The organism is Leuconostoc citreum (genome assembly GCF_007954785.1).
In the GTDB taxonomy this organism is placed as follows: Bacteria; Bacillota; Bacilli; order Lactobacillales; family Lactobacillaceae; genus Leuconostoc; species Leuconostoc citreum.
In genome coordinates, this window is the sequence record NZ_CP042410.1 from 1504656 (window position 1) to 1530648 (window position 25993).

Sequence of the window (25993 nt, forward strand, 5' to 3'; positions counted from 1 at the left end):
ATGTTTGATAAACAAAAAGAAAAAAATATTGAGCGTCAAATTGGCGTCACCCTGCGTATTGGTGTCGTCATATCAGTTAGTATTATGCTGGTTGGCTTTGTATATTATCTCTTATCAAATGCACAAACCGGCCTATCAGGTAATCATTGGCCACAGCAATTCAATACATTAATTGTTGCTGCTGTGCAACTCAAACCCGGCGCCATCATGATGTTTGGCTTGTTGTTATTGATTTTAACGCCTATCTTACGCGTGTTAGCCTCTATTTATGCCTTTTATACAATAAAAGATTGGCAATATGTTACAATCACCACAATTGTTCTTTTCATCCTCATGCTTGCCATGTTTATTGGCCAAAATTAACTACCAGGAGAAAATCATGGATCCCAAAAATGATTCACGTTCTAAGCGTTATTCTGCCCCTAGTCATAGGCTACGTAACATTATTTTTGCAGTTATTACCGTTATTGTCCTCGTTATTGGTCTGTTTGCTTGGCAAGCCATCCATAACACCAAAGGTGCACTTGATAAATCATATGCTGGTGCTGGTTTAAAAAAATCACGTGATGTCTCAGATGTTATTAAAAGTGGCCGTCCTATTTCGATTTTGCTCTATGGCACAGATACAGGTGAATTGGGACGTACCTATCGTGGGCGCACCGACTCGATGATGTTGTTGCTTATTAACCCTAAAACAGAGAAAACAACCCTTATTTCATTGGCACGCGATGCCATGGTATCGATTGTCGGTTATGAAAATACTTTTCCTCAAAAATTGAATGCCGCGTACGCCTATGGCGCCACCGCAACGTCCATTAAAACTGTCGAATCTTTTTTGAATATTCCAATTGATTATTATGCCTTAGTCAACATGGGCGGTTTATCAAATATGGTTAACCAGGTTGGTGGCATTTCGGTTAAGTCCCCGATTGATTTTACATACAGCCAAGAAACTGCCCATGATTATGGGCCCAATCTTTATCGTTTCCATAAAGACAGCACTAAATTTGAACACTCTGATGACAATGGTAAGACTTGGTCAGCCTCACGAGCAACTATGGATGGCGATGCTGCTCTTGCCTTTTCAAGAATGCGTTATGACGATCCTAATGGTGATTATGGTCGTCAACAACGTCAACGTTTAGTCCTAGAAGGTTTAATTAAGAAATCAGCGAATATTTCTAATCTGTTGAATGATAAATTCATGTCAACCATTTCTAAAAACGTACGTACTGATCTGACCTTCGGTGATATGACAACTATGGCTAGCAAATATATCAAAGCTAAAAATAACATTGTCACAGAACACATGCAAGGTGTTGGTGAGAGTTATCCTGATGCAGAAGGTAATAATGTTTCTTATGAAGTCATTCCGCAACATGAAAAACAACGTGTCACTGATTTAGCAAGAAAGGCACTGGGTCTACAAGCAGCCAAGACAGGCTTACCATATGGTGGCGAAGTACCAGCAAACCTATCTGGTATAGCTACATCCTTAAGACCAGCCGGAGATAATAACGCTAATGAAACAACCACCCCAAAAACAACACAATAAAAAAGCCACTTGCTAAATCAAGTGGCTTTTTAGTTAAAATAATCAACACCCATGGCGTGACGAACATCTTTCATAGTCTTTTCTGCCACAGCATTGGCACGTTCTGACCCTTCTGCCAACATCGACAAAACTGCTGGTATGTCTTTTGCAAATACTTCACGGCGCGCGCGAATCGGTCCCATTTCTGCTTCCATAACATCAATCAAGTGCTTTTTAAGTTTCATGTCGCCTAAACCACCAGCTGTATAGTGATCTTTTAAATCTTGAACGCGTTGCTTATCTGGATCGAAAATATCAAGATAAGTAAAGACAACATTGCCTGCCACGTGGCCTGGATCAGCAATATTGATATGGCGCGGATCTGTGTACATGGCTTTCACTTTCTTTACCAATGTGTCGGCATCGTCAGAAATATAAATCCCATTTCCTAATGATTTAGACATTTTAGCATTACCATCTATACCTGGTAATCGCCCTTGCCCTTTGGGTGGAAATACACCGACTGGTTCGACAAGAACATCAGTATTATAAGCATTGTTAAAAGCACGTACTAGCTCACGAGTCTGTTCAATCATTGGCTCTTGGTCATCACCGACTGGCACCTTAGTCGCACGGAAGATTGTGATATCAGCAGCCTGTGAAACGGGATAAGTCAAAAAGCCGGCAGGAATACTTTCACCAAAACCTTTTTGGGCAATTTCGGACTTAACCGTTGGGTTACGCTGCAACCGTGCAACCGAAACCAAGTTCATAAAATATTCTGTTAATTCAAATAACCCCTTGATTTGTGACTGAACAAAAATTGTTGTTTTTGCCGGGTCTATGCCGACCGCTAAATAGTCTAATGCCACCTCTGTCAATGATTGTCGAATTTTTTCAGGATTTCTAGCATTGTCTGTGAAAGCTTGGGTATCAGCAATCATGACAAAAGGGTCATATGCACCAGAATCTTGCATGATAACACGATTTTTTAATGAACCGATGTAATGCCCAATATGTAACTTTCCTGTTGGACGATCGCCTGTTAAATATATTTCTTTAGACATATGAACTTCCTTTATTTGAAACGTGCAAAATGCACTATAAGTATTATTATACGTGAAAATTAACCAACTTCATAGCCTCAAGGTTTGGACTAACCCTTGACTTAAAATGTGATAAAGATTAGAATAATATCATTAAAAGTTAAGGAGATTCATACTATGAAATATGCAGTAGTTGGCGCAGGTGCGATGGGGTTGCGGTATGGTATTCTCCTTCAAGAAAACGCTGGGGTCGCTGTCGACTTTATTGAGCCGACTCAGGCAAGTTTAGATAAAATTCGCGCACAAGATAATCAGGTCTGGAAATCGCGTGATCACCAAGAACGGCATCAAATTAAAATTAATATTTTCTCACCAGAAGATTACACTAGTGAGCCGGATGTATGGATATTTTTCATGAAACAAATGCAGTTACAAGAGACATTAGAACGTTTGTCACCTAAATTTAAAGCTGGCCAAACAGCACTGGGTGCTATGAATGGTATGGGCCATATTGAAAAATTACAAAAATACTTTGACGACGAACACATCATTGGCGGTACAGCAATGATTGCCACCGTACTCAATGATTTTGGCGATGTGGACTTTATGGGGGCTGAAAGTGCCGGATCATCTGTCTACGCTAATCTGACTGAACAACCTTCACAGGTCATGGATAACCTTTTAGTTGATTTTCAGGCGGCCCATTTAAATCCCAGTTATACTGAAAATTTCATGGGAACATTGCTAACAAAAGTTTTTTTTAACGCTGTCGAGAATTCTATTGCCACAATGTTTCAATCACGTATGGGTCAATTGATGGCTTATGATGGCTTTTTAGAAGGCATTGCCCGACCACTCATTAACGAAGCTTATGATGCAGCCGAAGCGGCTGGCATTAAACTCATTGAGACACGTGATGAAATGGTTGCACAAGTTGATTACGTTTCTAATGTTGCTAACCCTCTACATTTCCCTTCTATGTATCAAGATTTTGTCAAGGGGCGCCCCACAGAAGTTGACTATATCAATGGTTGGATTGCTGACTTGGCTGAGAAGCATGGCACCAAAGCACCGAATCATCGCTTAGTGACACATTTTGTCCATTTAGCAGAAGCAATGCGCGAATTCACACCACCAGTAAACAAATTAGCACCAGATTATACAGGCGCTTAAAAAAGCAACGTGGCTTATCAAACACACGTTGCTTTTTATTTTGTTAATAATTCAAGTGTTGCTACATGTTGCTGGCCATTAAAATACTTGTCTAAAGCCGATTGGAACAAGCTAGCATCAGGCGAAATATAGTTAAACAACGTTAAACTGGCTTGAAACTTTTGCGCATCAACTTGTCCAAATAAAGCGACTGGATCACTCTTCGGCAATGCTAACGTCACTTTTATTAATGCTGCTAGTCGTTCATTGAGTTGTGGGTGCGCCAGATATTCATGTGCTTCTTTGACACCGTCAAGGCCATAAAAAATTGCACGTTCGCTGTTACCTAATCCGCGCAACTGTGGGAAAACAAACCACATCCAGTGTGTTTGTTTTAAACCATGAGCCAATTCGTCGCGGGCTGCTTCATAATCACTAACCCCAACAATTTGACCGTTCTGCGCGTCTAAAAATCTTTGCAAATCAGAATCAAGCGTTAACATTTGCACTTGTTTCGTCGCTTGATACTGACGGTATAAACGATAAACTGCCTGTCCAGAAAACGTTAGATGCTTATGTTCAATTGTTTTGAGTGACATCCATTGTTTGGCATCAATCTCTGTATCATCAATAGCTGCCTCTCCTGTCTCCCAATGCGTTAAATGAAAGATATTCGTATACAGCTTAGCGACATCCCCGTTAGGATAATGTGCGACAAAATTTTTTCCTGAGATGGCGCCAATCAAGTTAAGTTGTTCAGGCTTTGCATGAATGCCTGCTTCTTCTAACACTTCACGAGCTGCATTTGCTTGCCAAGCCATTTCTGGTTCGACATAGCCACCGGGAAACGCCCAACCATCAAAATCACGATTATAAATCATGAGTAACTCACCTTGGCTATTTTCAATGACAACATCAGTTGTTGGCATAACTAATTCAAAGTCATGTCCAACGTAAGTCCGAATTTTGGCAACATAAGAATCTTGATATGGCATTTTTTTATCGTGCACATTCACAATGTGCACTTCCTTTCCTGAATTCGTTACGTCCATTATAACAGTAACATCTTAAATTTTTCTGATCTAAGCTAACTAGACCGTAAACTTATTGAAAACACTTTCAATATCTTTAATCACTAAGGACATTGTCCCATTAACGTTGTTCACAAATTCGACCTTTGACGGATCTTGATAAACTGATATAGGAATAGAAATTTCGATACCGGAATCTAGCTTAAATTTTTGTGTGCGATACTTTTTCTGATACTTTTCTTTATTTTCAATGGCAATCGTTTTATCGATTACTTGTGCCGCTATTTTTTCTTGATATTGCATTTTAGCAGTCAAATTGTCTGAAAACACTTTTTCCGCAATAGTATTTGTGTCTAATTGTCCCGATTCTAAGGCATCATAAATCACTTCCTGTGTTTTGGCTAATACTTCATGCGCTGGTAAATCATCATATTTGTCAGCAATATTTTTAACAGTACGCTTAATCGTCTGCATATTTTCTTTTACAGATGTCTCAGGCTGAATGGCTAAGAACTTCTCAGAAAAGTAAGCGACACGATGACCATCAATAAGGTATTTTTTCTCCAATAAATGGTATTGTTGTGTTGTTAAATCAACTAAAATTGCTTCATCAACTGTCTGCGTCGCTGCTGGTAAGACCGCCTGATTTAATACCAAATTATTGATCATTTGGTTATCTTGATATGCCACAACATGAGCATAGCGGGGTGAGAAATTTAATTTAATCAAACCAAATAAAGGACCATCATCTGTTGTTGCCAAAAAACTTAATATATCTCCCGGCCGTATCGCATCTTGACCAGACATAATATCAAACATTTTGCTGGCCAATTGCGTTGTCATATCTGAAAAATCGGCGTTATCTAACATTGTTGCAAGATAGTCCTGCGCCGTTAAGGTGCCTTTTTTGACATCCCCTGCATAAATTTTTTTCACTATTTGTTCAATATAGTCTTGAACTCCGGCGCCATCTAGAGCCATTTCACCTTGTGACGCAATTAAACTGCCAGTATTGGTATCCAAAATATGTAGTATTGCATGTTGAATAATCATCATCGTACCCTTTAATCGTAATTCATCCATTATAACATGCGGATTTTTAAGATTTAACACAAAAAAACTGATAGACAAACTGTCTATCAGCCACATATACTGCTTAATTAATTACTTATCAATCACTGCCGAAATAACTACTTTACCATCAACTAGATCGGCACTCAAATGCTTCTCACCAGGATTATCGAGGTAGAAGTCAGTTACTTGATCACGAATTTGTTGTTCGATAACACGGCGTAATGGTCGTGCGCCCATCGCTTCATCATAACCAGCTTCAATCAAATGATTTTTAACTGCTTCTGAGACCTGCAATGTCAATTCCTTTTTGGCTAACGTTTGATTTACATCATCCAACATCAAATCAACAATTTGCTTCAAATCATCTTTAGTCAAAGCTGAGAACTCAATGACACCGTTAAAACGATTTAAGAATTCAGGACGGAAGTAAGGTGCCAAACGCGACATCAAATCACCTTCACGCTTGTCTGAAAAACCGGCATTTGATGTTGCGATAATGACTGTGTTCTTAAAGTTGACAACATTTCCTTGACCATCAGTCAAACGGCCATCGTCCATCACTTGTAATAGCAAAGTCAATACCTGCGGATTAGCTTTTTCAATTTCATCTAATAACACGATTGAATATGGGTTACGACGAACTTTTTCTGTCAGTGTGTTGCTATTATCATCATAACCAATGTAACCTGCTGTTGTACCAATTAACTTAGAAACAGCTGTTAAATCAGAATATTCTGACATGTCCAATCGGATAATATTTTCTTTCGAACCAAACATATCTAATGCTAACTGCTTAGCTAACTCTGTCTTTCCAACACCTGTTGGTCCCACAAATAAGAAACTACCAATTGGACGATTGCCTTCATCAAATCCAGCACGGTTTCGACGAATAGCACGTGCAACCATGTTGACCGCTTCATCTTGACCGATAACTTTACCAGCTAAACGCTGACCGATTGTCTTTAAGCGCTCAATATCAGAAGCGCCCATTTGCGATACAGGAATACCAGTCAAGCGTTCAACGGATTCCGCCACATCATTTGTTGTTGCCACAACCTTTGTGGCTTCATCAGCGCCAGCAATTTTCTTTTCCAACTCTGCAATACGATTCTTTTGGTTTAAGGCTGCTTCAAAGTCCTCGTCTGCTACAGCCTTGTCTTGCTTTGCTTTGGCTTCACTTAATGCTTTTTCCAGACTGACCTTGTCAGTCACAGGATTCTTAGCACTTAAATGTGCGGCTGTCATGTCTAACAGGTCAATTGCCTTATCTGGTAATGAACGTTGTGGAATATATTGTACAGAATAATCTACAGCCGCCTTTAAGACTTCTTCAGGGAGTGATACATGATGATGCTTCTCATATAAAGCAGCAATTCCCTTCAAAATCTCTAGCGTGTCTTTTGCAGATGGCGCATTAACGGTTACTTCATTGAAGCGGCGTGCCAATGCTGCATTCTTCATGATGGTATTACGATACTCGTCTTGCGTCGTTGCACCAATTAATGAAATTTCACCACGGCTCAATGCTGGTTTGATAATATCTGCTAATCCTTTACCACCATCTTCACCACCTGTTGAGCCGGCACCTAGAATTTGATGAATTTCATCGAAGAATAAGATAACGTTTCCAGCTGCCTTAACTTCTTTCATCAAATTTTGAATATTTTCTTCAAAGGCACCTCGAAATTGCGTACCAGCCTCTAAACTTGAAATATCAATTGAATAAATTTCCTTGTCTTTAATCGCTGCTGGCACATCACCATTAACAATTGCCTGGGCTAAGCCTTCAACAACGGCTGTTTTTCCAACACCAGCATCTCCAACCAAAACAGGATTATTCTTTGTACGGCGGCCCAATATTTCTGCCGTTTCTTGAATTTCTTTGTTACGACCAATGACTGGGTCAAGCAAACCATCGCGTGCTTCCTGAGTCAAATTACGTCCTAGCTTTGCCAACATACCTTCTTGCTTAGGTTGACCTGGTTGTTGGGCAGTCATTCGACCATTCCCAGAAACTTGCCCTTGTTGACCACCTTGTGGTAACTGACCATTCTGACGATACTGGGCAAATTGCTCGGGTGTGACTTCTTGACCGTTGATAAGATAACGTCTGTTTTCACTATTATAGCCATTCATGTTGCCCATCATGTTGTTAAAAATGTCATTCATATCTGATCCAAATGGATCGTTAAAAAAGTTATTATTCGCCATGTGTTAAAATCCCCTTTTTACATGTGCTCATCAGCTATCACTCATCCCCTAAAATATGATAAACATAACTGATTACTTGTGCTGATCGGAGTCAAAATACAATCGTTCGAGATCACGAAGAACCTCCCACATTGCTTTGTGCTGCGCTTTTGCTAAGGCATCTAAGTCTCTCACATTTAAACTCGTTGCATCCGATTGCGTCTTGTTAAACGACTTGTGAATCGTTGTATAGCCGTAACCAGAATCTTTCGCTACTCTATAAATTGTTAGCGAATTATCATCCAAATACGCCTTAATATCAAATCTCATCATCGTTTACTCCAACTTAATGTTTGTCCGCGGACACGAACGTGACTGCGGTTGATAAAGTTTATGCTTCTTGTCATTTTTCCACATCTCCTTTACAACAATAATTATATCACATCAGTGTTATAACACAAGTGTAAAACACTCACATTTGTAAACTATTTTAAATTCACATAGCTGTTATACTAGTTAGATAACAACGTCACCATGGCATTGCAATGCAGAAAGGATTGTGCTTTTGATTAGCACACAAAATATGACAGAAAATAAAAAACAAAAAAAAGCTTATCCATCTAAATCAAAATCTCAACCAGGCCAAAAGACTTATTATGGCAAGCATTTTGATCCACGTAAACAACATGGTCAGCAGCGCGCTTCAACTGATGGCGTTGCTGTTCGTATTGGACAGAATTTTCCATTAACAATCAAACGTTTGGGCATTAACGGTGAGGGCATTGGTTACTTTAAGCGTAAGATTGTCTTTGTTCCCGGCGTTTTACCCGATGAAGTCGCTGTTGTCAAAGTAACAGACGTCCAGCCAAAATATATTGCCGCCAAGGTCTTGAAAATTCGTGAAAAATCACCCAATCGTGTGAAACCATTAGATACATTCGCTGATGAAGTTGGTGGTTTTGAACTTGAGCACATGACTTACTCTGCGCAATTAGCCTTTAAAAAAGATGTTATTGCGCAATCACTAGAAAAATTCCAACCAAAAGGCTGGTCAGAGTATGACCTACGTGACACGATTGGCATGGCTAACCCTTATGAATATCGCAATAAGGCGCAGTTCCCCGTTCGCAAAATTGATGATGTACTTAGTGTTGGCATGTACAAGCGTGGTAGTCATGAACTAGTTGATTTACCCATTGTCCATACACAATCACCAGCGACAATGAAAGTGTTACGCACCGTACGTGATCTATTAGATAAATTGTCAGTATCTATTTATAATGAAGATAAGAATCGTGGTACAGTTAAAACAATTGTCGCCCGTGTGTCACACACCACAGGTGACGTACAATTAACATTCGTCACAAATACCGATGGTTTCCCTGGTGATGTCGCACTTATTGCAGCAATTAACCAAGCATTACCAGAAGTTAATGGTATTTTCCAAAACTTCAACCCCGGTCGTACGAGCCTTGTCTGGGGTGAAGAGACTATTAAGTTATGGGGCAAAGATTATATTGAAGAAACGGTGATGGGTAAGACATTCCAACTATCACCGCGTGCATTCATGCAATTAAACCACACCCAAATGACCGTTGTCTATAATGAGGCACTGTCGGCACTTAATTTAACACATGCCGATAAGCTCGTCGATGCATATGCTGGTGTTGGTACAATTGGTCTCAGCCTTGCTGATAAAGCTGGCGAAGTCCGTGGCATGGAAATTATTCCTGAAGCTGTTGACGACGCTAATATCAATGCTAAAATTAATCATATCTCAAATGCTAAGTATGAAGTTGGCACTGCTGAAGTACTATTTCCAAAATGGCAAGCCGAAGGTTGGTTAGCTGACGCGTTGGTGGTTGATCCACCGCGTACTGGCTTAGATACCGCGTTACGACGTGAAATTATTCGGACAAAACCAGAGAAATTTGTTTATATTTCATGTAACGCATCAACGCTGGCACGCGATTTAGTTGATTTAACCAAAGCATACAAGGTTGATTACATTCAAAGTATTGACATGTTTCCACAAACTGCGCGTTGGGAAGGCGTTGTCAAGTTAACACGTCGTGATTAACAAAAAAACCAAACTGTCATACAGTTTGGTTTTTTTAATGGTTACTTGTCGCTGCTTTCATTTAGCTGATAACATAGAAACCTTCATAATATTGTAAAGCACACTAGACTACAAAATAAAAAGCACTAATCTAAGATTAGTGCTTTTTGATTATGCCGACTAGCGGATTCGAACCGTTGACCCCCTCATTACTAGTGAGATGCTCTACCAACTGAGCTAAGTCGGCAACTCCAAGTACTCAAGTATGCCTATACCATACCAGATACCCCAGAGAATACACAATTCTCTTATACGGGTGACAGGAATCGAACCTGCACGCCTTGCGGCACTGGAACCTAAATCCAGCGCGTCTGCCAGTTCCGCCACACCCGCATGCTATTGCTAACACAACTATATTAGTTTACTTGAAAATAAAGCATTCGTCAAGAGTTTATTTCAATTTTGTTTTAAACGATACGCATGAACCAGTAAATCCAACATGATACCATTTTCAATTAATGCTTGCCACATACCAGGTGTATATTTTTCACCACGAATGATGGCTGACATAATGGCGCTTATCAGGCGATAATCATCTGAATTTTTTATGATTTCAGTTATCTCTGACTCTGGTAATCCTGAATAATAATGATGTTGATGTAACGAACGGTCAAAATTCCTATCATACTCCGCGGATTGATAATAATCTTGTGCTAAGGACAGGATTATAGTTGGGTAAGTGGGATATTCGGTTGCACCCCATGGTATTGTTTGCCCTTTAGCCTTTTGAAGTACCGCAATATATTTTTCAAAATCAAATGTTTTCACTGTCCTATTTTCTCTTTTCAACTTTTTAGACAGTTCTATACTAACACTTTACTTACTTTTTGTCAGAGAAAACAACTCAAAACCAAACTTCACAATAACCCTGAGTACCGCGTACACTGGCACGATTAATATCATACCAACAATGCCCCACAAATTACCCGCAACCATTAATAAAAATACAATCGTTAGCGGATGAATAGCTAATGATTTACCAATTACATTCGGATAAATGAAGTTACCATCTAATTGCTGCACTACGGTCATCACAATCAAAACAAAAATAACTTGTTTCCATGACTGTGTACTTGCGACGATCAAAGATGGTACGACACCAATCCATGGGCCAATATAAGGCACAATATTTGTAATCCCTGCAATAACCCCTAACAACCAAGCATAGGGCTGCCCAATAATGAAATAACCAATCGTCATTGATAAACCAACAAAGCCCATTTCAATCGCTTGACCAGAAATATATTTTTCGATGGTGCGATCCATTTTTGCCATTAATTCTGATATTTTTTCGGCATGACGTGCCGGAAACATTTTTTTAATCGCTGGCACAAAACGTTCACTATCACTAAGCATGTAAAACAAAACGACCGGAATGGTAATTAAGTTGATTGTAAACGACGTCACTGTTGTTACAACAGTGCCCAAGGTACCTGCTGTAATGGTCAGAAAAGATGCGGCATACTTGCCAACAGCATTTTTAACTTCAGACACATTAATTGATAAATTAAGATTCTCAAACCAGTGACTATTCATGGTTTTAGTTGCAAATTGTTGCATATCTTGTGCAAAACTTGGTAAGGAATCAGCCAAATTTGTAATTTCACGAATCAACGTGGGTACTAAGACCACCAACGCACCAGCAATAACCGATAAGAAGAAAATGAATGTTACCACTACCGCTAATTGGTGTGGTATTTTTTTGCCACGAATTTGAATACGCTTAATCAGAGTTAAAAGTGGTTTCAGGACATAGTACAAAAAGCCTGCCACAACTAGTGGTACAAAGACTGTTGAAATAAATACTTTAATGGGACGCATCAAAAAGTCAAACCCCAATAATAGGTAAACTAAAATCGAGAGCGCAAGTAGTTCAATGGTCCAGAAAAAAAGATGTTTGAGTTTAGTATTAGGAAACATTAGCGTAATTCCTCCAAAGCGGCAAGTAGTTTGTGTTGTACAGTTGGTAGAGAAAGCGCCTGCCACTGTGTTGATGACAAATATTGTTGTGTTGGTGTTGGTGTCGCTGTGACATCCTGTTTCACCAACCAGATTTCCCATCGGCGATGCGTAAAGACGTGGACAATTGGCTTAATATTGAGCTGTTGCCCTTTGATGTCGTCAATACTAGTAATTTCAGTTAAGGGAAAAGTCCAAAAACCTGATAATAGCCCTTTTTCAGGTCGTTTCTCGAATAATAATTCGCCATCTTTTTCAGAAATAGTAGCCATAAATAACTGTTTTACCGGTTTTTGCTTTTTTGTTTTAACCGGAAAGTCTAATTCGACGCCATCTCGATATGCGGCATTAAACTGACGTACAGGTGAATTGATACTATCTGGATTCTTAGCTGTCATATAGCTAGAACCCAAATCCATGATTGCTTGATTAAAGTCGCCAGGCCGTTGGGGGTCAACAATAGGTAGAATCGCATCATAAAATATTTTACGTGATTTTGTTTGCGCAATGTCTGCGTCAATTTTTAATAACCGACTAAAAACACGGTAAGCATTACCATCAACGGCTGGTACCACTTCATTAAAACTAATCGAGGCAATGGCAGCTGAGGTATACGGACCCACACCAGGTAGCTCCTGTAAATCATCTGCACTTTCCGGCCAATTACCATGTAACTCATCAACAACAAAACGGGCTGCTTTCTGCAAATTGCGTGCTCTAGAATAGTATCCTAAGCCCTCCCACAGCTTTAACACTTGTTCTTCCGGGGCACGCGCTAAATCCTGTACAGTCGGTAGATGTTGCATAAATCGTTCATAATAAGGTAAGACCGTATCAACCTGTGTTTGCTGCAACATAATCTCTGATACCAAAACACGGTAAGGTTCATGATTTAAGCGCCAAGGCAAGTTAGCACGGCCTTCTTGATCATACCAAGTTAATAACGTGTGACGAAAATCTCTAATTGTTTCTTCAGACCATAATTCCATATATCTATTGTACCTTATCTTTGTGAATTTTTATCACCGCAAATCAATGAGAGTCTTGATTTTTCCAGTTTTATACCGTATAATAATATCTTGTATGTAAAACATTTTAAAAAGGAGTACCCATCATGGCATTAAAGAAGCCGCTTAATTCATTCGCCCGTGCTCGTAAGGTCGGACACAACTCAGCCAAGAAGCAACGTCAAACTGCTATCGCAAAGTTGCAACAATGGGCAAAAGGTAAGTCAGAAGAATTACCTGCAACAAAGTAATTTTTATCTTTTACCGTTGAAAACCAGTATTTTACTGGTTTTTTTGTTTATTTTCATATCACTATACTATCAATGAAAGGCAGGTATGCTATTGAATATTTCAAAAAAACAACGTTCTATCCTCATTATTCTTGTTATCGGCACATTTCTAGGCTTTCTCAACCAAACACTAATGAATGTGGCTTTACCTAATATCATGACCGAATTTCACATTGGTCCAAGCCAAGGGCAATGGGTAACAAATGGTTATATGCTAGTTAATGGTGTGATGGTGCCGCTCACCGCTTTTTTAATCCAAAGACTCACCACTAGAAAACTATATTTAACTGCCGTTGGTTTATTTGCGTTAGGCACGCTAATTGCTGGATTTGCTAATAGTTTTGCTGTGTTAGTCACTGGTAGAATGGTACAAGCCATCGGTGCCGGTGTGTTTGGTCCGCTAATGAATGTCGTGGTTATGAACCTCTATGAATCAGATAAACGTGGTCAAGCCATGGGGATGATTGGCTTAGCACTTAACTTTGCGCCGGCCATTGGACCAACATTGTCGGGTCTGATTATCACGCAACTATCTTGGCGTTTTCTATTTTTAATTGTCGCCCCTTTTATTATTGCAGACTTTATATTAGCTTTCTACCTTCTAAAAAATATTGGCAACACTAAGCGGCTCAAATTTGATTTTCTTGGCGTAGTACTATCAAGTATTGGTTTGGGTAGTTTACTTTACGGTTTTTCAAATGCTGGTGCAACTGCTTGGTCAGATTTCACTGTATGGGGATTTGTAGTTATCGGCTTAATTGTCACAGCTTTGTTTATCTGGCGTCAAATAACAAATAAAACGCCACTACTCAACATGGCTGTTCTAACGTATAGGCAGTTCGTTGTTGCTATGCTTATTAATGTTGTCTTAATGATTGCCATGTACGGCGGCGCACTGATGTTACCATTGTATATTCAAAATGTACGTCACTATTCAGCATTAATTTCTGGTTTAATATTACTGCCGGGCGCACTAATTACCGCCCTTTTATCGCCTCTCAGCGGTCGTCTATATGATAAATATGGTCCACGCTACCTCACACTCACAGGTATCTTACTCACTACTGTAGGTACGTTTAGTTTGTCTATGGTCACTTTAAACACACCAATCTGGTTAGTCGTAGTGAGTCAATTAATTAGACAATTAGGCTTGGTCATCGTTTTGATGCCTATTCAGACTGAGGCATTCAATGCTTTGCCATTATCGCTGATGCCTGATGGTTCTGCTATGTTTACTACTGTTCGGCAACTGGCAGCTTCTTTTGGAACAGCTGCACTAGTCACTGTCATGACACAAGTCGTTGTCTATGCGGGCAAAGCATATCCAACCCATACGACATTAAATCAACTACAAGGCATTCAAGTTACTTTTTTGTTTGCAAGTGTATTGATGATTATTGCTGCTGCTATGACAACACTGTTAAAACAAAAAACAACGATTTAAAAAAGCAAACTAACGTTTGCTTTTTTATTTTAGGTCATTATTTATGATAAGGCGAGCCTTGTTGAATCATAAAAGCGCGATAAATTTGTTCAATCAGCACTAAACGCATTAGTTGGTGTGGCAAGGTCAACAGTCCAAAGCTAATCGCCATGTCTGCTCGCTGCTTAATACGTTCATCCAAACCAAGCGAACCCCCAATGATAAATGTAATGGTTGAATAACCAGACAGTGTGATATCCGACATTTTTTTAGAAAATGTCTCTGACGGTAACTGTTTGCCCTCAATTGCTAATACAATAACGTAGTCACGTGATCCAATTTTATCCGCAATACGTTCCCCTTCTTTAGCCATAATTTGTTGATTTTGTGCTTGACTAGCATGCTCTGGCGTCTTTTCGTCAGGCACTTCAATCAATTCAACTTTAGCAAATCTGGCTATCCTTTTACTATATTCTGCAATCCCATCTTTTAAATAGTGCTCTTTTAATTTACCTACTGTAATTAATTTAATATTCATAATTTCTCCGCATTTTTCATTTTCTTAAGTAATTTAATAGTTAAGCAAACATTTGTATCAGACCCTGATTCTAAAGATGTCCACACGAACAACAACATCAAAAAGGTGACATAAGCCAATTATATCAATTACCCCGCTGTTCGCATAATTTTTTATCCACAAGCGCACCGTTTTTTTACTAAAAGTGTGGATAACGTTATCAACGCTATATGTATGCGATTTGATAAAACAGTTGCCTCAAAAAAGATAGTTATCCACAGTTTTCCACTTTTTTATCCACAACTGTGGATAAGCACATTTGTTCCCTTGACAATACCTTTACGTCAATCAGAAATCGTTAGGTATTTATACCGTAACAGACAATAAATTCTCATTTCACTATCACTTTAACAAAAAAACCGTATAATCTATCGGCAGACATGATTGTCAAGATTTTTTAAACAAAAAATACTTCTTTTGTATAACGTAGCCTGAATTTTAGAAAAATTTATAATTTTTAGCCTTTTATCCACACAGTAATATGAGTTATTCACATTTTATCGACTTTTTAACCGATTTATCAACATTTTCAGCACAGTTTTCAACATTTTCAGAAAATACATACTTCATTTCTTTTGTCAACTAAAGGTAAAGAAAAAGCTAACGCGTAACGTTAGCTTTCAAGTTTTTGTGTTAGTTTCACTTTAACTGTCTTTTTATCATTTTGATGATAGAATGTGATATCAATTGTATCGTTTAGATTGTGTTTATAAAGTTCTTCTCTCAAGTCAGCCTGCCCAGATACTTTTTTACCATCAATAGCTGTGATAACATCATATTTCTTTAGACCCGCACGATCAGCTGGGCCATTAGGCGTGGTACTCATCACCACAACACCGCCAGTAACAGCATCAGGTATTTTGAGCAATGACTTCTGATCATCAACTGTTACGGCAGAAAGTTCAACTAAGCCAATGCCAATAGCTGGTCGCGTAACCTTGCCATCTTTCACTAATTTGTTGACAATATCAACCACTTGATCAGAAGGAATAGCAAACCCCATGCCTTCAACGCTCGTACCTGAGGCTGAAGATGATAGTTTCATCGAGTTGATACCGACAACCTGGCCAGCAAAATTAACTAAAGGACCACCCGAATTTCCTGGGTTAATAGCCGCATCTGTTTGAATAACTGTAGAGCCACCATAATTTTGGCCGTTCTCAGAACTAGCATCAACTAATCTTTTCTTCGCCGAAATGATGCCTTCTGTTACTGATGAAGCATACTGGGATCCCAGCGGTGACCCGATTGCTAAGACCTTTTGCCCCACTTGAATTTGACTAGAATCACCAAAGGCAGCTGTGGTTGTGACATTAGCAGGATCAATTTTGAGTACCGCCAAATCAGTCATGGCATCTTTACCAACCAACGTCGCTTCAACTTTTTTACCATCATGCAACATTACCTGTATTTTTGCTGCGCCGTGTATCACGTGATTATTTGTAACAATATAGGCAGCATCATTGGCCTTTTTATAAATAACGCCGGATCCTTCCGAAGATTCGGAAAATGAATTTTTTCCTGTTTGTGAAAAATTCAACACAGAAACAACCGCATCTGAAATCTTGTTGTACGCAGTTGTTGCCGTAGCGTTAGTTGGTATAGCTGCAGTCTTCTCTGCTTTTGTATTTACTTTTTGCGTTTTCGTCTGGATATCAGATAATTCGCGCTGGCCGTACAAAATTGCACCACCACCAATAACACCAGCTATCGCACCAGTTAATACAATTTTTGCTAAGGATTGTTGTGTCATACTAGTCACCCACTCTTTACTTTAAAATCATTATACTTTGGCCAAATTAACATTATATTAAAGTTCATTCAGACAAATTGTCACCTGTGAACGCATTAATCTTCAAAATAGCATGACGATTTTGCCGTTTCACCTCAAATACCCAAACAGGCAAATAAATATCATACCCATTAACAGATAACGTCTTGTCGTAACCTAAATATCCAGTTGATAAGCGATCACCACGATCAATTTCATTATACCGGTATAATGAAACAATCGCATCTTCTTCAGTCAATGTGGCCCGATCATCACGCAAATCCTGAATATTAGTGAGTTGCCGTTTTATGACAGTATCTGGCTTCCCGTCTTTCCCATATCGAAATGTCATTGTCCCAGCACTATTCATAACGGGTAAATCATTGATTCGTTGAGAATAAATTATAGTTTCGTCAGGCTGTGCTGCACTGAGTATAGCGTTATAATGATAGCCAGAATCATCAGCCACTGCTTTAATTTGTTTAGTGATGGCCTCGTAATCATCGCGATGTATCTCATCATCAGGTTTGAAACGAGCAATCAGTTCATCCCAATTACCACCATTTTTATCCCATGTCAGCGTGCTTGGTAGTTTCCCAATCTCATTTTTATGCGCTTTTTGAACAGCAATATAGCTATTATATTGTACTGAACGGCTAAATGTTGGTAACACAATGTTTTGTTTCTTCATTTCAGCAATAATATCAGCATTGGCATCAGCCACCTGCTCGTTAGTTGTCTGCCCGGCACGCCACCAATTAAACAGAAAAATATCCAATAAAACAAATAAAACTAACATTAATATTTTAATTCGTTTGAATTGCATATTTCCTCCTTATTAATCTTGTTGTGCATTAACATGCTTTTTTGACAAATATGCTGAGACACTTTGCCAGCCAGTCGGTGTTTCTATCATCCATGTGGGCACCATATTCACAGCTGCCTGACTATCTTGATTAATTAACCATTCATAGCCGGGTGTAATGAAATCATAATCAGACGACTTCACACCAGCATCATGTAATTGCTTTAATATTGTTTCCGTACTTGGCAATTGGACATCTGCCTGATTACTAGGAACGGGTACCCCGATTTCATTGAGTGAATAAGTACTTTTTTGATCACCATTTTTGGATAGCTCAATATGAATGGCCCCACTCTGAGACTGAAAATACACCGGGAAACCCTTAACATAGGTTCTAAAGGTAATTTTCTGACCCCCAGCTTGACTTTCATAAAAACGCGTATCCATTAAATTAAGCTGAAGCAAATTAATCTGAGAAAATGCTAGGTTTAGACGATTAACGTATTGTTGTGGCAATTTGTTTTTAGGATTTTTATCTTCAAATGTGACAGTTTCCCAAGACGGATCATATGTTATTTTCTGATTATTCAGCTTATTCGTATAAACTGTCTTGCTGCCTTCTTGGGTAACCGACAGTTGGTTGAGTGTTCCCAGTAAAGCTGAAACATAAGTTTTCGGGTCACGTTGATTAACTAAGTAAGAATAAACCGGTAATTTAAATTGTTTCGGATAAGACAACATCACACGACCTTGATACTTATGAAACTCAACCCCGACATCAGTTGGTAACTTAGCTGCCATTTGCCAGACATCAGGTGTATTTAATTGGCTAATATTAACAGTCGTTACTTCATTTGCATTCGTGTTAATAAAATACCCCTTATTCGACTGATCTAAGGCTAAAACAAAATAATTAAAGTTAAAGGGTTTCCCACTGTTAATTGTTTTACCATATCTTGTATTAAAGTAAGTTACTGGCACAACGTCTGGATACCTTAAAATTTGCGATTTCTTTTGAGATAATATTGTTTGAATAGCATGTGTTGTGCTTTTCTTCGTTTCGGCACCTGAAAATTTAGCTTTTGTAATAGCATCTTCAATCGTTTTGACTTGGGTGTTAGCAGGCGTTAAGGCAATATATTGATTGCCATTAGCTTTAGTAACAATATATTGTGTTGGCCGAAACACTTGTGATTGCTGTTCCGCTTGCTGTTCATTGACACTTTTTAATGGTTCATTTTTGCCAAATGAAATAAAAATAAAGCCTGTCAACACGACTGAAATGATAATAGCAATAACAAGTGAAAAGTCCAACGTGATACTCTGAAAAAAGCGATTTTTATTCCGCATCCCAATCAGCCTCCTGTAGTTCGGCGTCATCGACATAGGCTAGCGAAATATAGAAAGTAGAACCCTGATTTTCAACTGAATCAACCCAAATACGACCATTAAACTTTTCAACAACTTCTTTAGAAATAGCCAAGCCCAATCCAGTCCCACCTTGTGCGCGTGAACGCGATTTATCCACACGGAAAAATCGGTTAAAAATATTATTTAAATCTTTTTTAGGAATCCCCAAACCTTGGTCCGAAATACTCAAAATAGCACGCGTTTTAGTCTTAATTAACCGTGCTGTGATAACGCCACCATCAGGTGAATATTTAACAGCGTTATTCATGATATTATCTAATACCTGTGTAAATTTATCAGGATCTACTTCAACCCAAACATCCTCACTAGTAAATTCACGTTGTATACTGTAATTTTTATTTGGTGTTTCTGTATTCTTGGCATCATTTTCGATAATCATGTCAAAACGATTCAAAACAAAGTTAAATAAACTATTGAGATTGATCACTTCAAGTTTAACTGCCATGGTTCCTTGGTCTAAACGTGACAACTCTAATAAATCGTTAATCATGCGAATCATGCGCTGTGTTTCATTTTGAACCACACCCAGAAAATTATGTGCCATTTCAGGGTCATTAATTGCCCCTTCGGCAAGGGCATCCACATACGATCTAACTGATGTGAGTGGTGTTCGTAACTCATGCGAGACATTGGACACAAACATGCGCCGTTCAGCATCAATACGTTGTTGTTCGGTGATATTGTGCAAAACAACTACTAAGCCAGATATAAACCCAGATTGACGCTTAATCAGCGATACATAAGCTTGCACCAACAAATCTTTACTATCATCAGATAAATCAACACGAAAATCATCTAAGTTCTCTAGCATATCACGTAGCGTTCTTTTGCCCTTTAACTGCAAAAGTTCAATGACGTTCTGGCCAATGGCTGCGTCACGATCAACACCAACAAAATCTGCCGCAGCTTGGTTAATAATTGTTACTTCGCCACGCCGATTAGCTGCTAAAACACCATCAGCCATGTGTGTCAAAACAGAATCCAATCGGTTACGCTCTGCATTCACTGTCTCCGTTGATTCTTCGACACGTGTTGACAACTCATTAACCGACTGTGCTAAATGACCAAGTTCATCAGAACCATAAATATGATTAACCATTGAATAGTCGCCATTAGCAATTTTGGTTGTTTGTTCATCAATCTGCTCAATCGGTCGCGTTAATGTTCGTGCTAAGAACAGTGCTAATGCAATACTGACCATTAGCGCCAGAATACCAGCAATCACAAATAAGCGCATGACACTATCAATGTTTTTATAGACTGGTGCTAAACTTGCTTTAACAACAAGCACACCAACAATGTCTTTTCCTCGTCCGTTATTGGACCCTAATGTCGTTGTTAATAATTCTTTACGTTCGTTATTTTCATTAACTGTACGCGATTTCAAAAAGGACTGTTCGCCTGCAATCGCTTTTTGGGCATTTAAATCAGTTGTTTTCTGACCAATGGTCTGCTGTCCTGAAACGGATAAAGTCCCACGTATCGTCCCCGTTTTATCAATCACTTGCGCTTCTTGTAAGTTGGTATTGTTCAAACTAGACAGAATATCTTGGATCTCGTGGTTACCTTCATTACTGTCTTTTTTCTTTAAAGCTGTGGTGATTTGATCAGTAACATACTTTGGCAAGGCAATTTGCTGTTGAAAAGTTGTTAGGTTTTGGCGCTCTATTTGACGTACAAAAAACGCACCCAAAAGTTCGAGTGCGATAATCATTAACAACACAAAAACAAGTGCTATACGAAAGCGTATGGATTTAAAAAAATTAGTCGTACTATTCATAGTTGCTGACGCATGGCGTCTGTCTCCTTGGTATTGACTTAAAACCTTTTTGATGGTGACTTTAGCAAACCGTTCTATCTTTCACAGGCTAGCTTTTGCTTTTTATTCAGCGTCGGGCCTTAGATAGTAACCAACACCACGACGTGTAGCCAACCAATTTGGATGACTAGGATTGTCTTCTATTTTTTCACGTAGACGACGAACCGTAACATCAACAGTTCGCACATCGCCAAAATAATCATAGCCCCAGACTTGCTGTAAAAGATGCTCACGGGTCATGACTTGCCCAATATGTTGTGCTAAGTAATAGAGTAATTCAAACTCACGATGAGTTAATTCAATATCTTGGCCTGCCTTAGACACCATATAAGCTTGCGGATGGATAGTTAAATCACCCAGCGCAATGTCTTCATTATGAACAGTTGCCTCTTCACTATGTTGGGAAACGGCCTTACGGCTACGCAAATTAGCCTTAACACGCGCCACTAACTCACGATTAGAAAAAGGTTTTGTAACGTAATCATCAGCACCCATTTCTAAGCCTAAAACTTTATCAATTTCAGAGTCTTTTGCAGTTACCATGATTACTGGTGTTTCTGATTTAGAACGAATTTGTCTCAAGACTTCAACACCATCAATCTCTGGTAACATCTGATCCAGTAACACAAGATCAGGTTTTTCATCGTTAAAAAGTGCTAAAGCTTCTTGACCATCGGCGGCTGTAATTACATCGTAGCCTTCTTTTGTTAAATTAAACTTGATGATATCCGAGATTGGCTTCTCGTCATCCACAACCAAAATTTTACTCATGGACGTTCTCCTCACATGATTCTACTATTTGTCTATCTCTAAGTATATCATTTTTTCACTAGACTGTAATATTTTGCACAAAAAAAGCCGACCAAATCGACCTTTAAAAATTAACATTTATATTTTAATGTGTTCGCCGATGAAAACGTGTCTTAAATAAGGATGAAATCGCTTCGTTATTACTAATACGGCGAATTGCTTCACCAATAAGTTCACCAACCGATACAATCTCTAACTTATCAAATTTCTTGTCATCAGGTAAATTAATTGAATCTGTCAAAATAACTTTAGTGAATACAGAATTCTGCAAACGTTCAACAGCAGGACCTGAGAAAACTGCGTGGGAAGCCACCACGTAAACCTCTTTGGCACCATGCGCCATAATCAACTCGGCTCCTTGCGTGATTGTGCCAGCCGTGTCAATCATATCATCAATCATAATAGCAGTCTTACCAGCAACATCACCTACAATGCTACCGATTTCAGCAACGTTTGGCTTTGGACGGCGCTTATCAATGACTGCTACTGGTGCTTCCAGTTCTAGCATATTATTTAAATTACGTGCACGTGTCATACCACCATGATCTGGCGATACCACTACAGCTTGCTTTTTGTCAGCAATACCTGACTCAATTAAATAATCTGCAAGCAGTGGTGCACCTTGTAAATGATCCATCGGAATATCAAAGAAACCTTGAATTTGGGCCGCGTGTAAATCTAACGCTAATACGCGTGTTGCTCCAGCACGTTCCAACATATTGGCAACTAACTTAGCTGTAATTGGTTCTCTAGAACGTGCCTTACGATCTTGACGTGCATAACCATAATAAGGTAAAACAACATTGATCTGATTCGCCGATGCACGACGCAAGGCATCAACCATAATTAATAATTCCATGAGATTATCATTAACTGGTGACGAAGTGGATTGAATAACAAAGACGTTATCCCCACGAATGCTTTCCTCAATGTTAATCTGTACTTCACCGTCAGCAAAACGTTTGACAGATATTTCACTCAATGGGACACCAACGGCATCGGCAATCTTTTGCGCTAATGGTTCATTTGAGCTTAAAGAAAAAAGTTTCAATTTAGGTTCTGGCATGTCTGGCTCCAAATGTTTTATGTAAATTTCACGTTCATACTCATTTTAACAAAAAAGCTTGTTAAAAGCCACAAGGTCTCTATCTCAACACAATAAAAGAACCTTACAATATATCATATGAGATAAGGCTCTTTGCTGAAAACACTATTTGGTTAGTTCATTTAAGGCTGCCAAAACATTATCATAGTCCGGCTCTTGTGACACTTCAGATACAATTTGCGCATATCGAACAATACCTTGTGCATCTATGATATAAACCGCTCTTGTATCCCAAGCATTAGCTGGCAAATAAAGCTTTGTTGCATAGCCAAATGACTCTTGTTCATCTGACAACATACGCATATTTTTAACACCTTCAGCCGCACACCAATCACGCTGCTCCGCCACAGAATTAGTTGAGATAGTAATAAATTGTACATTTTTAAACTGATCAACTGTTTGATTAAAATGGCGTGTCTGAAGTGAACATGTTCCCGTATTCAAATCAGGCACAACAGAAATCAACGTTACTTGACCTAATAAATCAACTGTTTTAACCTTTTCGCCGTTCTTGTCTTCTAACTTAAAGTGAGGCAATGCCTCTCCGACTGCTAGCGGTTCCCCAACTAGCGCTGTTTCTTCACCGTTAATTAAAACGTTCATTTTGACAACCTCCGTTGTTTATTTTTTACGCTACCGTCATTGTAGCACGAAATGCTCAATTGCCTTCGCCACTCCCGACGCGTTGTTTGTCGCTGTTTCAAAATCAGCTATTTGCTTAATATCAGGAATTGCATTACCCATGGCAACCCCAATACCAGCCTGTTCAATCATGCTATAATCATTTGCTTGATCACCAATCGCCATCGTCTCCGATGGCTTGACTGCTAACTTTTTTGCTAACGCAAGAAGCGCATTACCCTTTGACGCTTGGCGATCAATGAATTCTAAATTATTAGCTGTTGATCGAATAACATTGACATTCTGACTAATGTCATCGGGAACAGCCGCTTGCACAAGATCGAGTTTAGATTCTTCATCGTTGGCAATCGCCTTAATAAACTCGACTTTTTCCAATTCAGCCTCCGAATCCAAAACAAATAGTGGCAAATTAACCAAACTATTCTCAAAACTAGCCCAAGGGTGAATTTTATGGTGTGTTGTGTAAGCAGCATCATGTGTTTCAACTTGCACATACGTATCTTTGGAAACCATAAAGTCATTGATTTTCTTAAATTCGGCCACAGACAAAGGCTGCCTGAATAACGTCTTCTTGCCATCGGCGGTCTGAACTAACCCACCATTATAAGTTATAACGTATTGGTTGTCACCAGCAATACCTAATTCTGCTAAAATACCTTTGACGCCTGGTAATGGTCTTCCTGTCGTAATCACAATCTTGACATCTTGTGCTAACGCATGTTTAATTGCTTGTTTGACTTCTGGCGTCACTTCACGTTGGTCATTTAACAGTGTCCCGTCAATATCAATTGAAACGATTTTAATTTCTGACATGTCCCATATATTTCATAAGCTGCTCATGAAAGTGCAGATTATTAGTTCCCTTTCAATTTAAATGATGACAACACGTTCACGCATTGTGTTGCCATGTTAATTTAAATAATTGACTCTATTATAGCAAAAATACGCCACGATTTATAATAACTATCGTGTGCGCTTTTCTCGCAACATTTGTACAGCTAAACCCGTAAATAGCATACTAGTTAAAGTCACAAGCAACAGTAACAAGGCCGCACCAACATTACCAATCAGTACTGAAGCACTAACTATACCAGACGACAAGATAAATCCGATTGGACGGATGGCCGAACTAAATCCACTGTAAACGCCTATTTTTTCTTGATTCATCATTTCAGCGCGCAGTGATTGACTGGCTGGTGTCACAATCATTTCGCCAATTGTTAAAATAATAGCTAGTACTAACAATGGCCAAAAATCCGTGAGTAAAAATGTGATAGCAAAACCAATGCCTTGTATCGCTGTGCCAACTAAACTCGACTTCAAATCCGACCATCTAGCAAATAACTTCGTCATGAAGCCCATGAGTAAGACAATCATCAATGTGTTGGTAATGGTGATAACTGACAACATACGTTGCCCAAATATCTGCACCCCAAACATTGATGTGGTATGAAAAGATTGCGCCAGGTGTGCTGCCAAATAGTAATCTGGCGAAGAAAAGATAACTGCAATACCTATGCCGGCAACCATAAATTTTACATAACGTCTGTCCAACAAGACAATACGATAATTTTTAATCACGGCCCAAACGGACCGTCCTTGTTTTTGTCGTCGTTCAACTGGCAGTGTTTCTGTAATCCAAAATAAAACAATTAACAAACTAATTAGCGCGCCTAATGCTGTTCCAATGAGTAATTCAAAACGTGCTGTCTTAAAGAACCAACCACCTAATGATGCACCGATCATGATTGATAAATTGATAACCCAGTAAATCATTGCGTAAATAAATTTACGATTTTGAACTGTTGACACATCAATCATCATGGCTTCTTCTGCTGGCGATGCAAAACTAAGACCAACTGATGCTAGTAAAAAACCAATAAATGTCACATAGGGATTGACATAGTATGGTGAATTCATCACTGCCGCAACAACGTACCCAACCACCATTAAAGCAATTCCTGTTAACATCACACGCTTACGCCCCCATGAGTCGGACAAATGACCACCATAAAGACCTGCTATAAAACCAGCGACTTGCACTGATACTAACAAAAATCCCGTGACCAGAGCACCCATATATTCGACATAATAAATTGTCATATTTGGTCCAACGGATGACCCAATTGCAACCGTTATAAACATCATCAAAATACGCAACTGAATATTACGATCTAACTTGAAAAAATCTGACATAAGACCTCCAAA

General features: G+C 39.0%; 24 protein-coding genes and 2 tRNA genes. 6 read left to right on the forward strand and 20 right to left on the reverse strand.

Annotated elements, in window-relative coordinates:
* Together FGL72_RS07475 and FGL72_RS07480 are read left to right on the forward strand one after the other, a co-directional pair.
* Window positions 1-363 carry a DUF1634 domain-containing protein gene (locus tag FGL72_RS07475; protein WP_004905871.1) on the forward strand — a complete coding sequence of 121 codons (363 nt, stop codon included), beginning with the start codon at window positions 1-3 and terminating at the stop codon, window positions 361-363.
* A 16-nt stretch (window positions 364-379) separates the two neighbouring features.
* Window positions 380-1555, forward strand: a complete 1176-nt coding sequence (locus FGL72_RS07480) for an LCP family protein (protein ID WP_004905873.1) — start codon at window positions 380-382, stop codon at window positions 1553-1555.
* 29 nt (window positions 1556-1584) lie between these two features.
* Here FGL72_RS07480 and trpS read toward each other — a convergent pair whose 3' ends face one another.
* Entirely contained in the window at window positions 1585-2601 is a 1017-nt protein-coding gene (gene trpS, locus FGL72_RS07485; RefSeq protein ID WP_004905875.1) for a tryptophan--tRNA ligase, read from the reverse strand.
* A 156-nt stretch (window positions 2602-2757) separates the two neighbouring features.
* Between trpS and FGL72_RS07490 the strand changes: the two genes are divergently transcribed.
* The gene (locus FGL72_RS07490; RefSeq protein ID WP_146992884.1) at window positions 2758-3753 is read left to right on the forward strand and encodes a ketopantoate reductase family protein; all 996 of its coding nucleotides are present in this window, start codon (window positions 2758-2760) and stop codon (window positions 3751-3753) included.
* 35 nt (window positions 3754-3788) lie between these two features.
* Here FGL72_RS07490 and FGL72_RS07495 read toward each other — a convergent pair whose 3' ends face one another.
* From FGL72_RS07495 to FGL72_RS07510, 4 genes are all read right to left on the reverse strand, one after another.
* The gene (locus FGL72_RS07495; RefSeq protein ID WP_170167806.1) at window positions 3789-4727 is read right to left on the reverse strand and encodes a DUF1810 family protein; all 939 of its coding nucleotides are present in this window, start codon (window positions 4725-4727) and stop codon (window positions 3789-3791) included.
* A gap of 96 nt (window positions 4728-4823) precedes the next feature.
* The gene (locus tag FGL72_RS07500) at window positions 4824-5816 is read right to left on the reverse strand and encodes a nucleoid-associated protein (RefSeq protein ID WP_307726141.1); all 993 of its coding nucleotides are present in this window, start codon (window positions 5814-5816) and stop codon (window positions 4824-4826) included.
* A 111-nt stretch (window positions 5817-5927) separates the two neighbouring features.
* Window positions 5928-8048, reverse strand: coding sequence for an AAA family ATPase (locus FGL72_RS07505; RefSeq protein ID WP_085699333.1), 2121 nt, complete (start codon window positions 8046-8048; stop codon window positions 5928-5930).
* Between the two features lie 72 nt (window positions 8049-8120).
* Window positions 8121-8357 (reverse strand): hypothetical protein, encoded by a 237-nt coding sequence (locus FGL72_RS07510; RefSeq protein ID WP_036058316.1) that lies wholly within the window; start codon window positions 8355-8357, stop codon window positions 8121-8123.
* Window positions 8358-8610: 253 nt separating this feature from the next.
* Here FGL72_RS07510 and rlmD point away from each other — a divergent pair, with 253 nt between their 5' ends.
* Window positions 8611-10107: a 23S rRNA (uracil(1939)-C(5))-methyltransferase RlmD gene (gene rlmD, locus FGL72_RS07515; protein ID WP_085699502.1), complete on the forward strand. Its 1497-nt coding sequence runs from the start codon at window positions 8611-8613 to the stop codon at window positions 10105-10107.
* 153 nt (window positions 10108-10260) lie between these two features.
* Here the strand turns inward: rlmD and FGL72_RS07520 are convergent.
* The 5 genes from FGL72_RS07520 to mutY form a co-directional block, all read right to left on the reverse strand.
* Window positions 10261-10333 (reverse strand) — tRNA-Thr (locus FGL72_RS07520).
* Window positions 10334-10397: 64 nt separating this feature from the next.
* Window positions 10398-10479: transfer RNA gene (locus tag FGL72_RS07525), tRNA-Leu, on the reverse strand.
* 63 nt (window positions 10480-10542) lie between these two features.
* Complete coding sequence (locus FGL72_RS07530) at window positions 10543-10914, reverse strand: DUF6508 domain-containing protein (RefSeq protein ID WP_024047568.1); 372 nt, start codon at window positions 10912-10914, stop codon at window positions 10543-10545.
* A 48-nt stretch (window positions 10915-10962) separates the two neighbouring features.
* Window positions 10963-12066, reverse strand: a complete 1104-nt coding sequence (locus FGL72_RS07535) for an AI-2E family transporter (RefSeq protein ID WP_004899530.1) — start codon at window positions 12064-12066, stop codon at window positions 10963-10965.
* On the reverse strand, window positions 12066-13094 hold the full coding sequence (gene mutY, locus FGL72_RS07540; protein WP_133285988.1) for an A/G-specific adenine glycosylase: 1029 nt from the start codon (window positions 13092-13094) through the stop codon (window positions 12066-12068). Before mutY ends, FGL72_RS07535 begins: the two co-directional genes overlap by 1 nt.
* Window positions 13095-13219: 125 nt before the next feature.
* Between mutY and FGL72_RS09765 the strand changes: the two genes are divergently transcribed.
* Complete coding sequence (locus FGL72_RS09765; protein WP_004899533.1) at window positions 13220-13363, forward strand: hypothetical protein; 144 nt, start codon at window positions 13220-13222, stop codon at window positions 13361-13363.
* 91 nt (window positions 13364-13454) lie between these two features.
* Window positions 13455-14846, forward strand: a complete 1392-nt coding sequence (locus tag FGL72_RS07545) for an MDR family MFS transporter (protein ID WP_085699504.1) — start codon at window positions 13455-13457, stop codon at window positions 14844-14846.
* 37 nt (window positions 14847-14883) lie between these two features.
* Here the strand turns inward: FGL72_RS07545 and rlmH are convergent, their stop codons facing one another.
* The 10 genes from rlmH to FGL72_RS07595 form a co-directional block, all read right to left on the reverse strand.
* Window positions 14884-15363: a 23S rRNA (pseudouridine(1915)-N(3))-methyltransferase RlmH gene (gene rlmH, locus FGL72_RS07550; RefSeq protein WP_004899536.1), complete on the reverse strand. Its 480-nt coding sequence runs from the start codon at window positions 15361-15363 to the stop codon at window positions 14884-14886.
* Between the two features lie 652 nt (window positions 15364-16015).
* The gene (locus FGL72_RS07555) at window positions 16016-17155 is read right to left on the reverse strand and encodes a S1C family serine protease (protein ID WP_004899538.1); all 1140 of its coding nucleotides are present in this window, start codon (window positions 17153-17155) and stop codon (window positions 16016-16018) included.
* A gap of 64 nt (window positions 17156-17219) precedes the next feature.
* Entirely contained in the window at window positions 17220-17999 is a 780-nt protein-coding gene (gene yycI, locus FGL72_RS07560) for a two-component system regulatory protein YycI (protein WP_085699337.1), read from the reverse strand.
* A gap of 12 nt (window positions 18000-18011) precedes the next feature.
* On the reverse strand, window positions 18012-19328 hold the full coding sequence (locus FGL72_RS07565) for a regulatory protein (RefSeq protein WP_004904471.1): 1317 nt from the start codon (window positions 19326-19328) through the stop codon (window positions 18012-18014).
* The gene (gene walK / locus FGL72_RS07570; protein WP_004899542.1) at window positions 19318-21189 is read right to left on the reverse strand and encodes a cell wall metabolism sensor histidine kinase WalK; all 1872 of its coding nucleotides are present in this window, start codon (window positions 21187-21189) and stop codon (window positions 19318-19320) included. Before walK ends, FGL72_RS07565 begins: the two co-directional genes overlap by 11 nt.
* A gap of 102 nt (window positions 21190-21291) precedes the next feature.
* A complete protein-coding gene (gene yycF, locus FGL72_RS07575; RefSeq protein WP_004899544.1) occupies window positions 21292-21999 on the reverse strand; it encodes a response regulator YycF in 708 nt (235 codons plus the stop codon).
* Window positions 22000-22123: 124 nt separating this feature from the next.
* Window positions 22124-23104, reverse strand: coding sequence for a ribose-phosphate diphosphokinase (locus FGL72_RS07580; RefSeq protein ID WP_004899545.1), 981 nt, complete (start codon window positions 23102-23104; stop codon window positions 22124-22126).
* Window positions 23105-23248: 144 nt separating this feature from the next.
* Window positions 23249-23746: a thiol peroxidase gene (locus FGL72_RS07585; protein WP_004904476.1), complete on the reverse strand. Its 498-nt coding sequence runs from the start codon at window positions 23744-23746 to the stop codon at window positions 23249-23251.
* Window positions 23747-23782: 36 nt separating this feature from the next.
* Window positions 23783-24598 carry a Cof-type HAD-IIB family hydrolase gene (locus FGL72_RS07590; RefSeq protein WP_004899548.1) on the reverse strand — a complete coding sequence of 272 codons (816 nt, stop codon included), beginning with the start codon at window positions 24596-24598 and terminating at the stop codon, window positions 23783-23785.
* A 150-nt stretch (window positions 24599-24748) separates the two neighbouring features.
* On the reverse strand, window positions 24749-25981 hold the full coding sequence (locus tag FGL72_RS07595) for an MDR family MFS transporter (RefSeq protein ID WP_085699341.1): 1233 nt from the start codon (window positions 25979-25981) through the stop codon (window positions 24749-24751).
* Window positions 25982-25993: the final 12 nt, after the last annotated feature.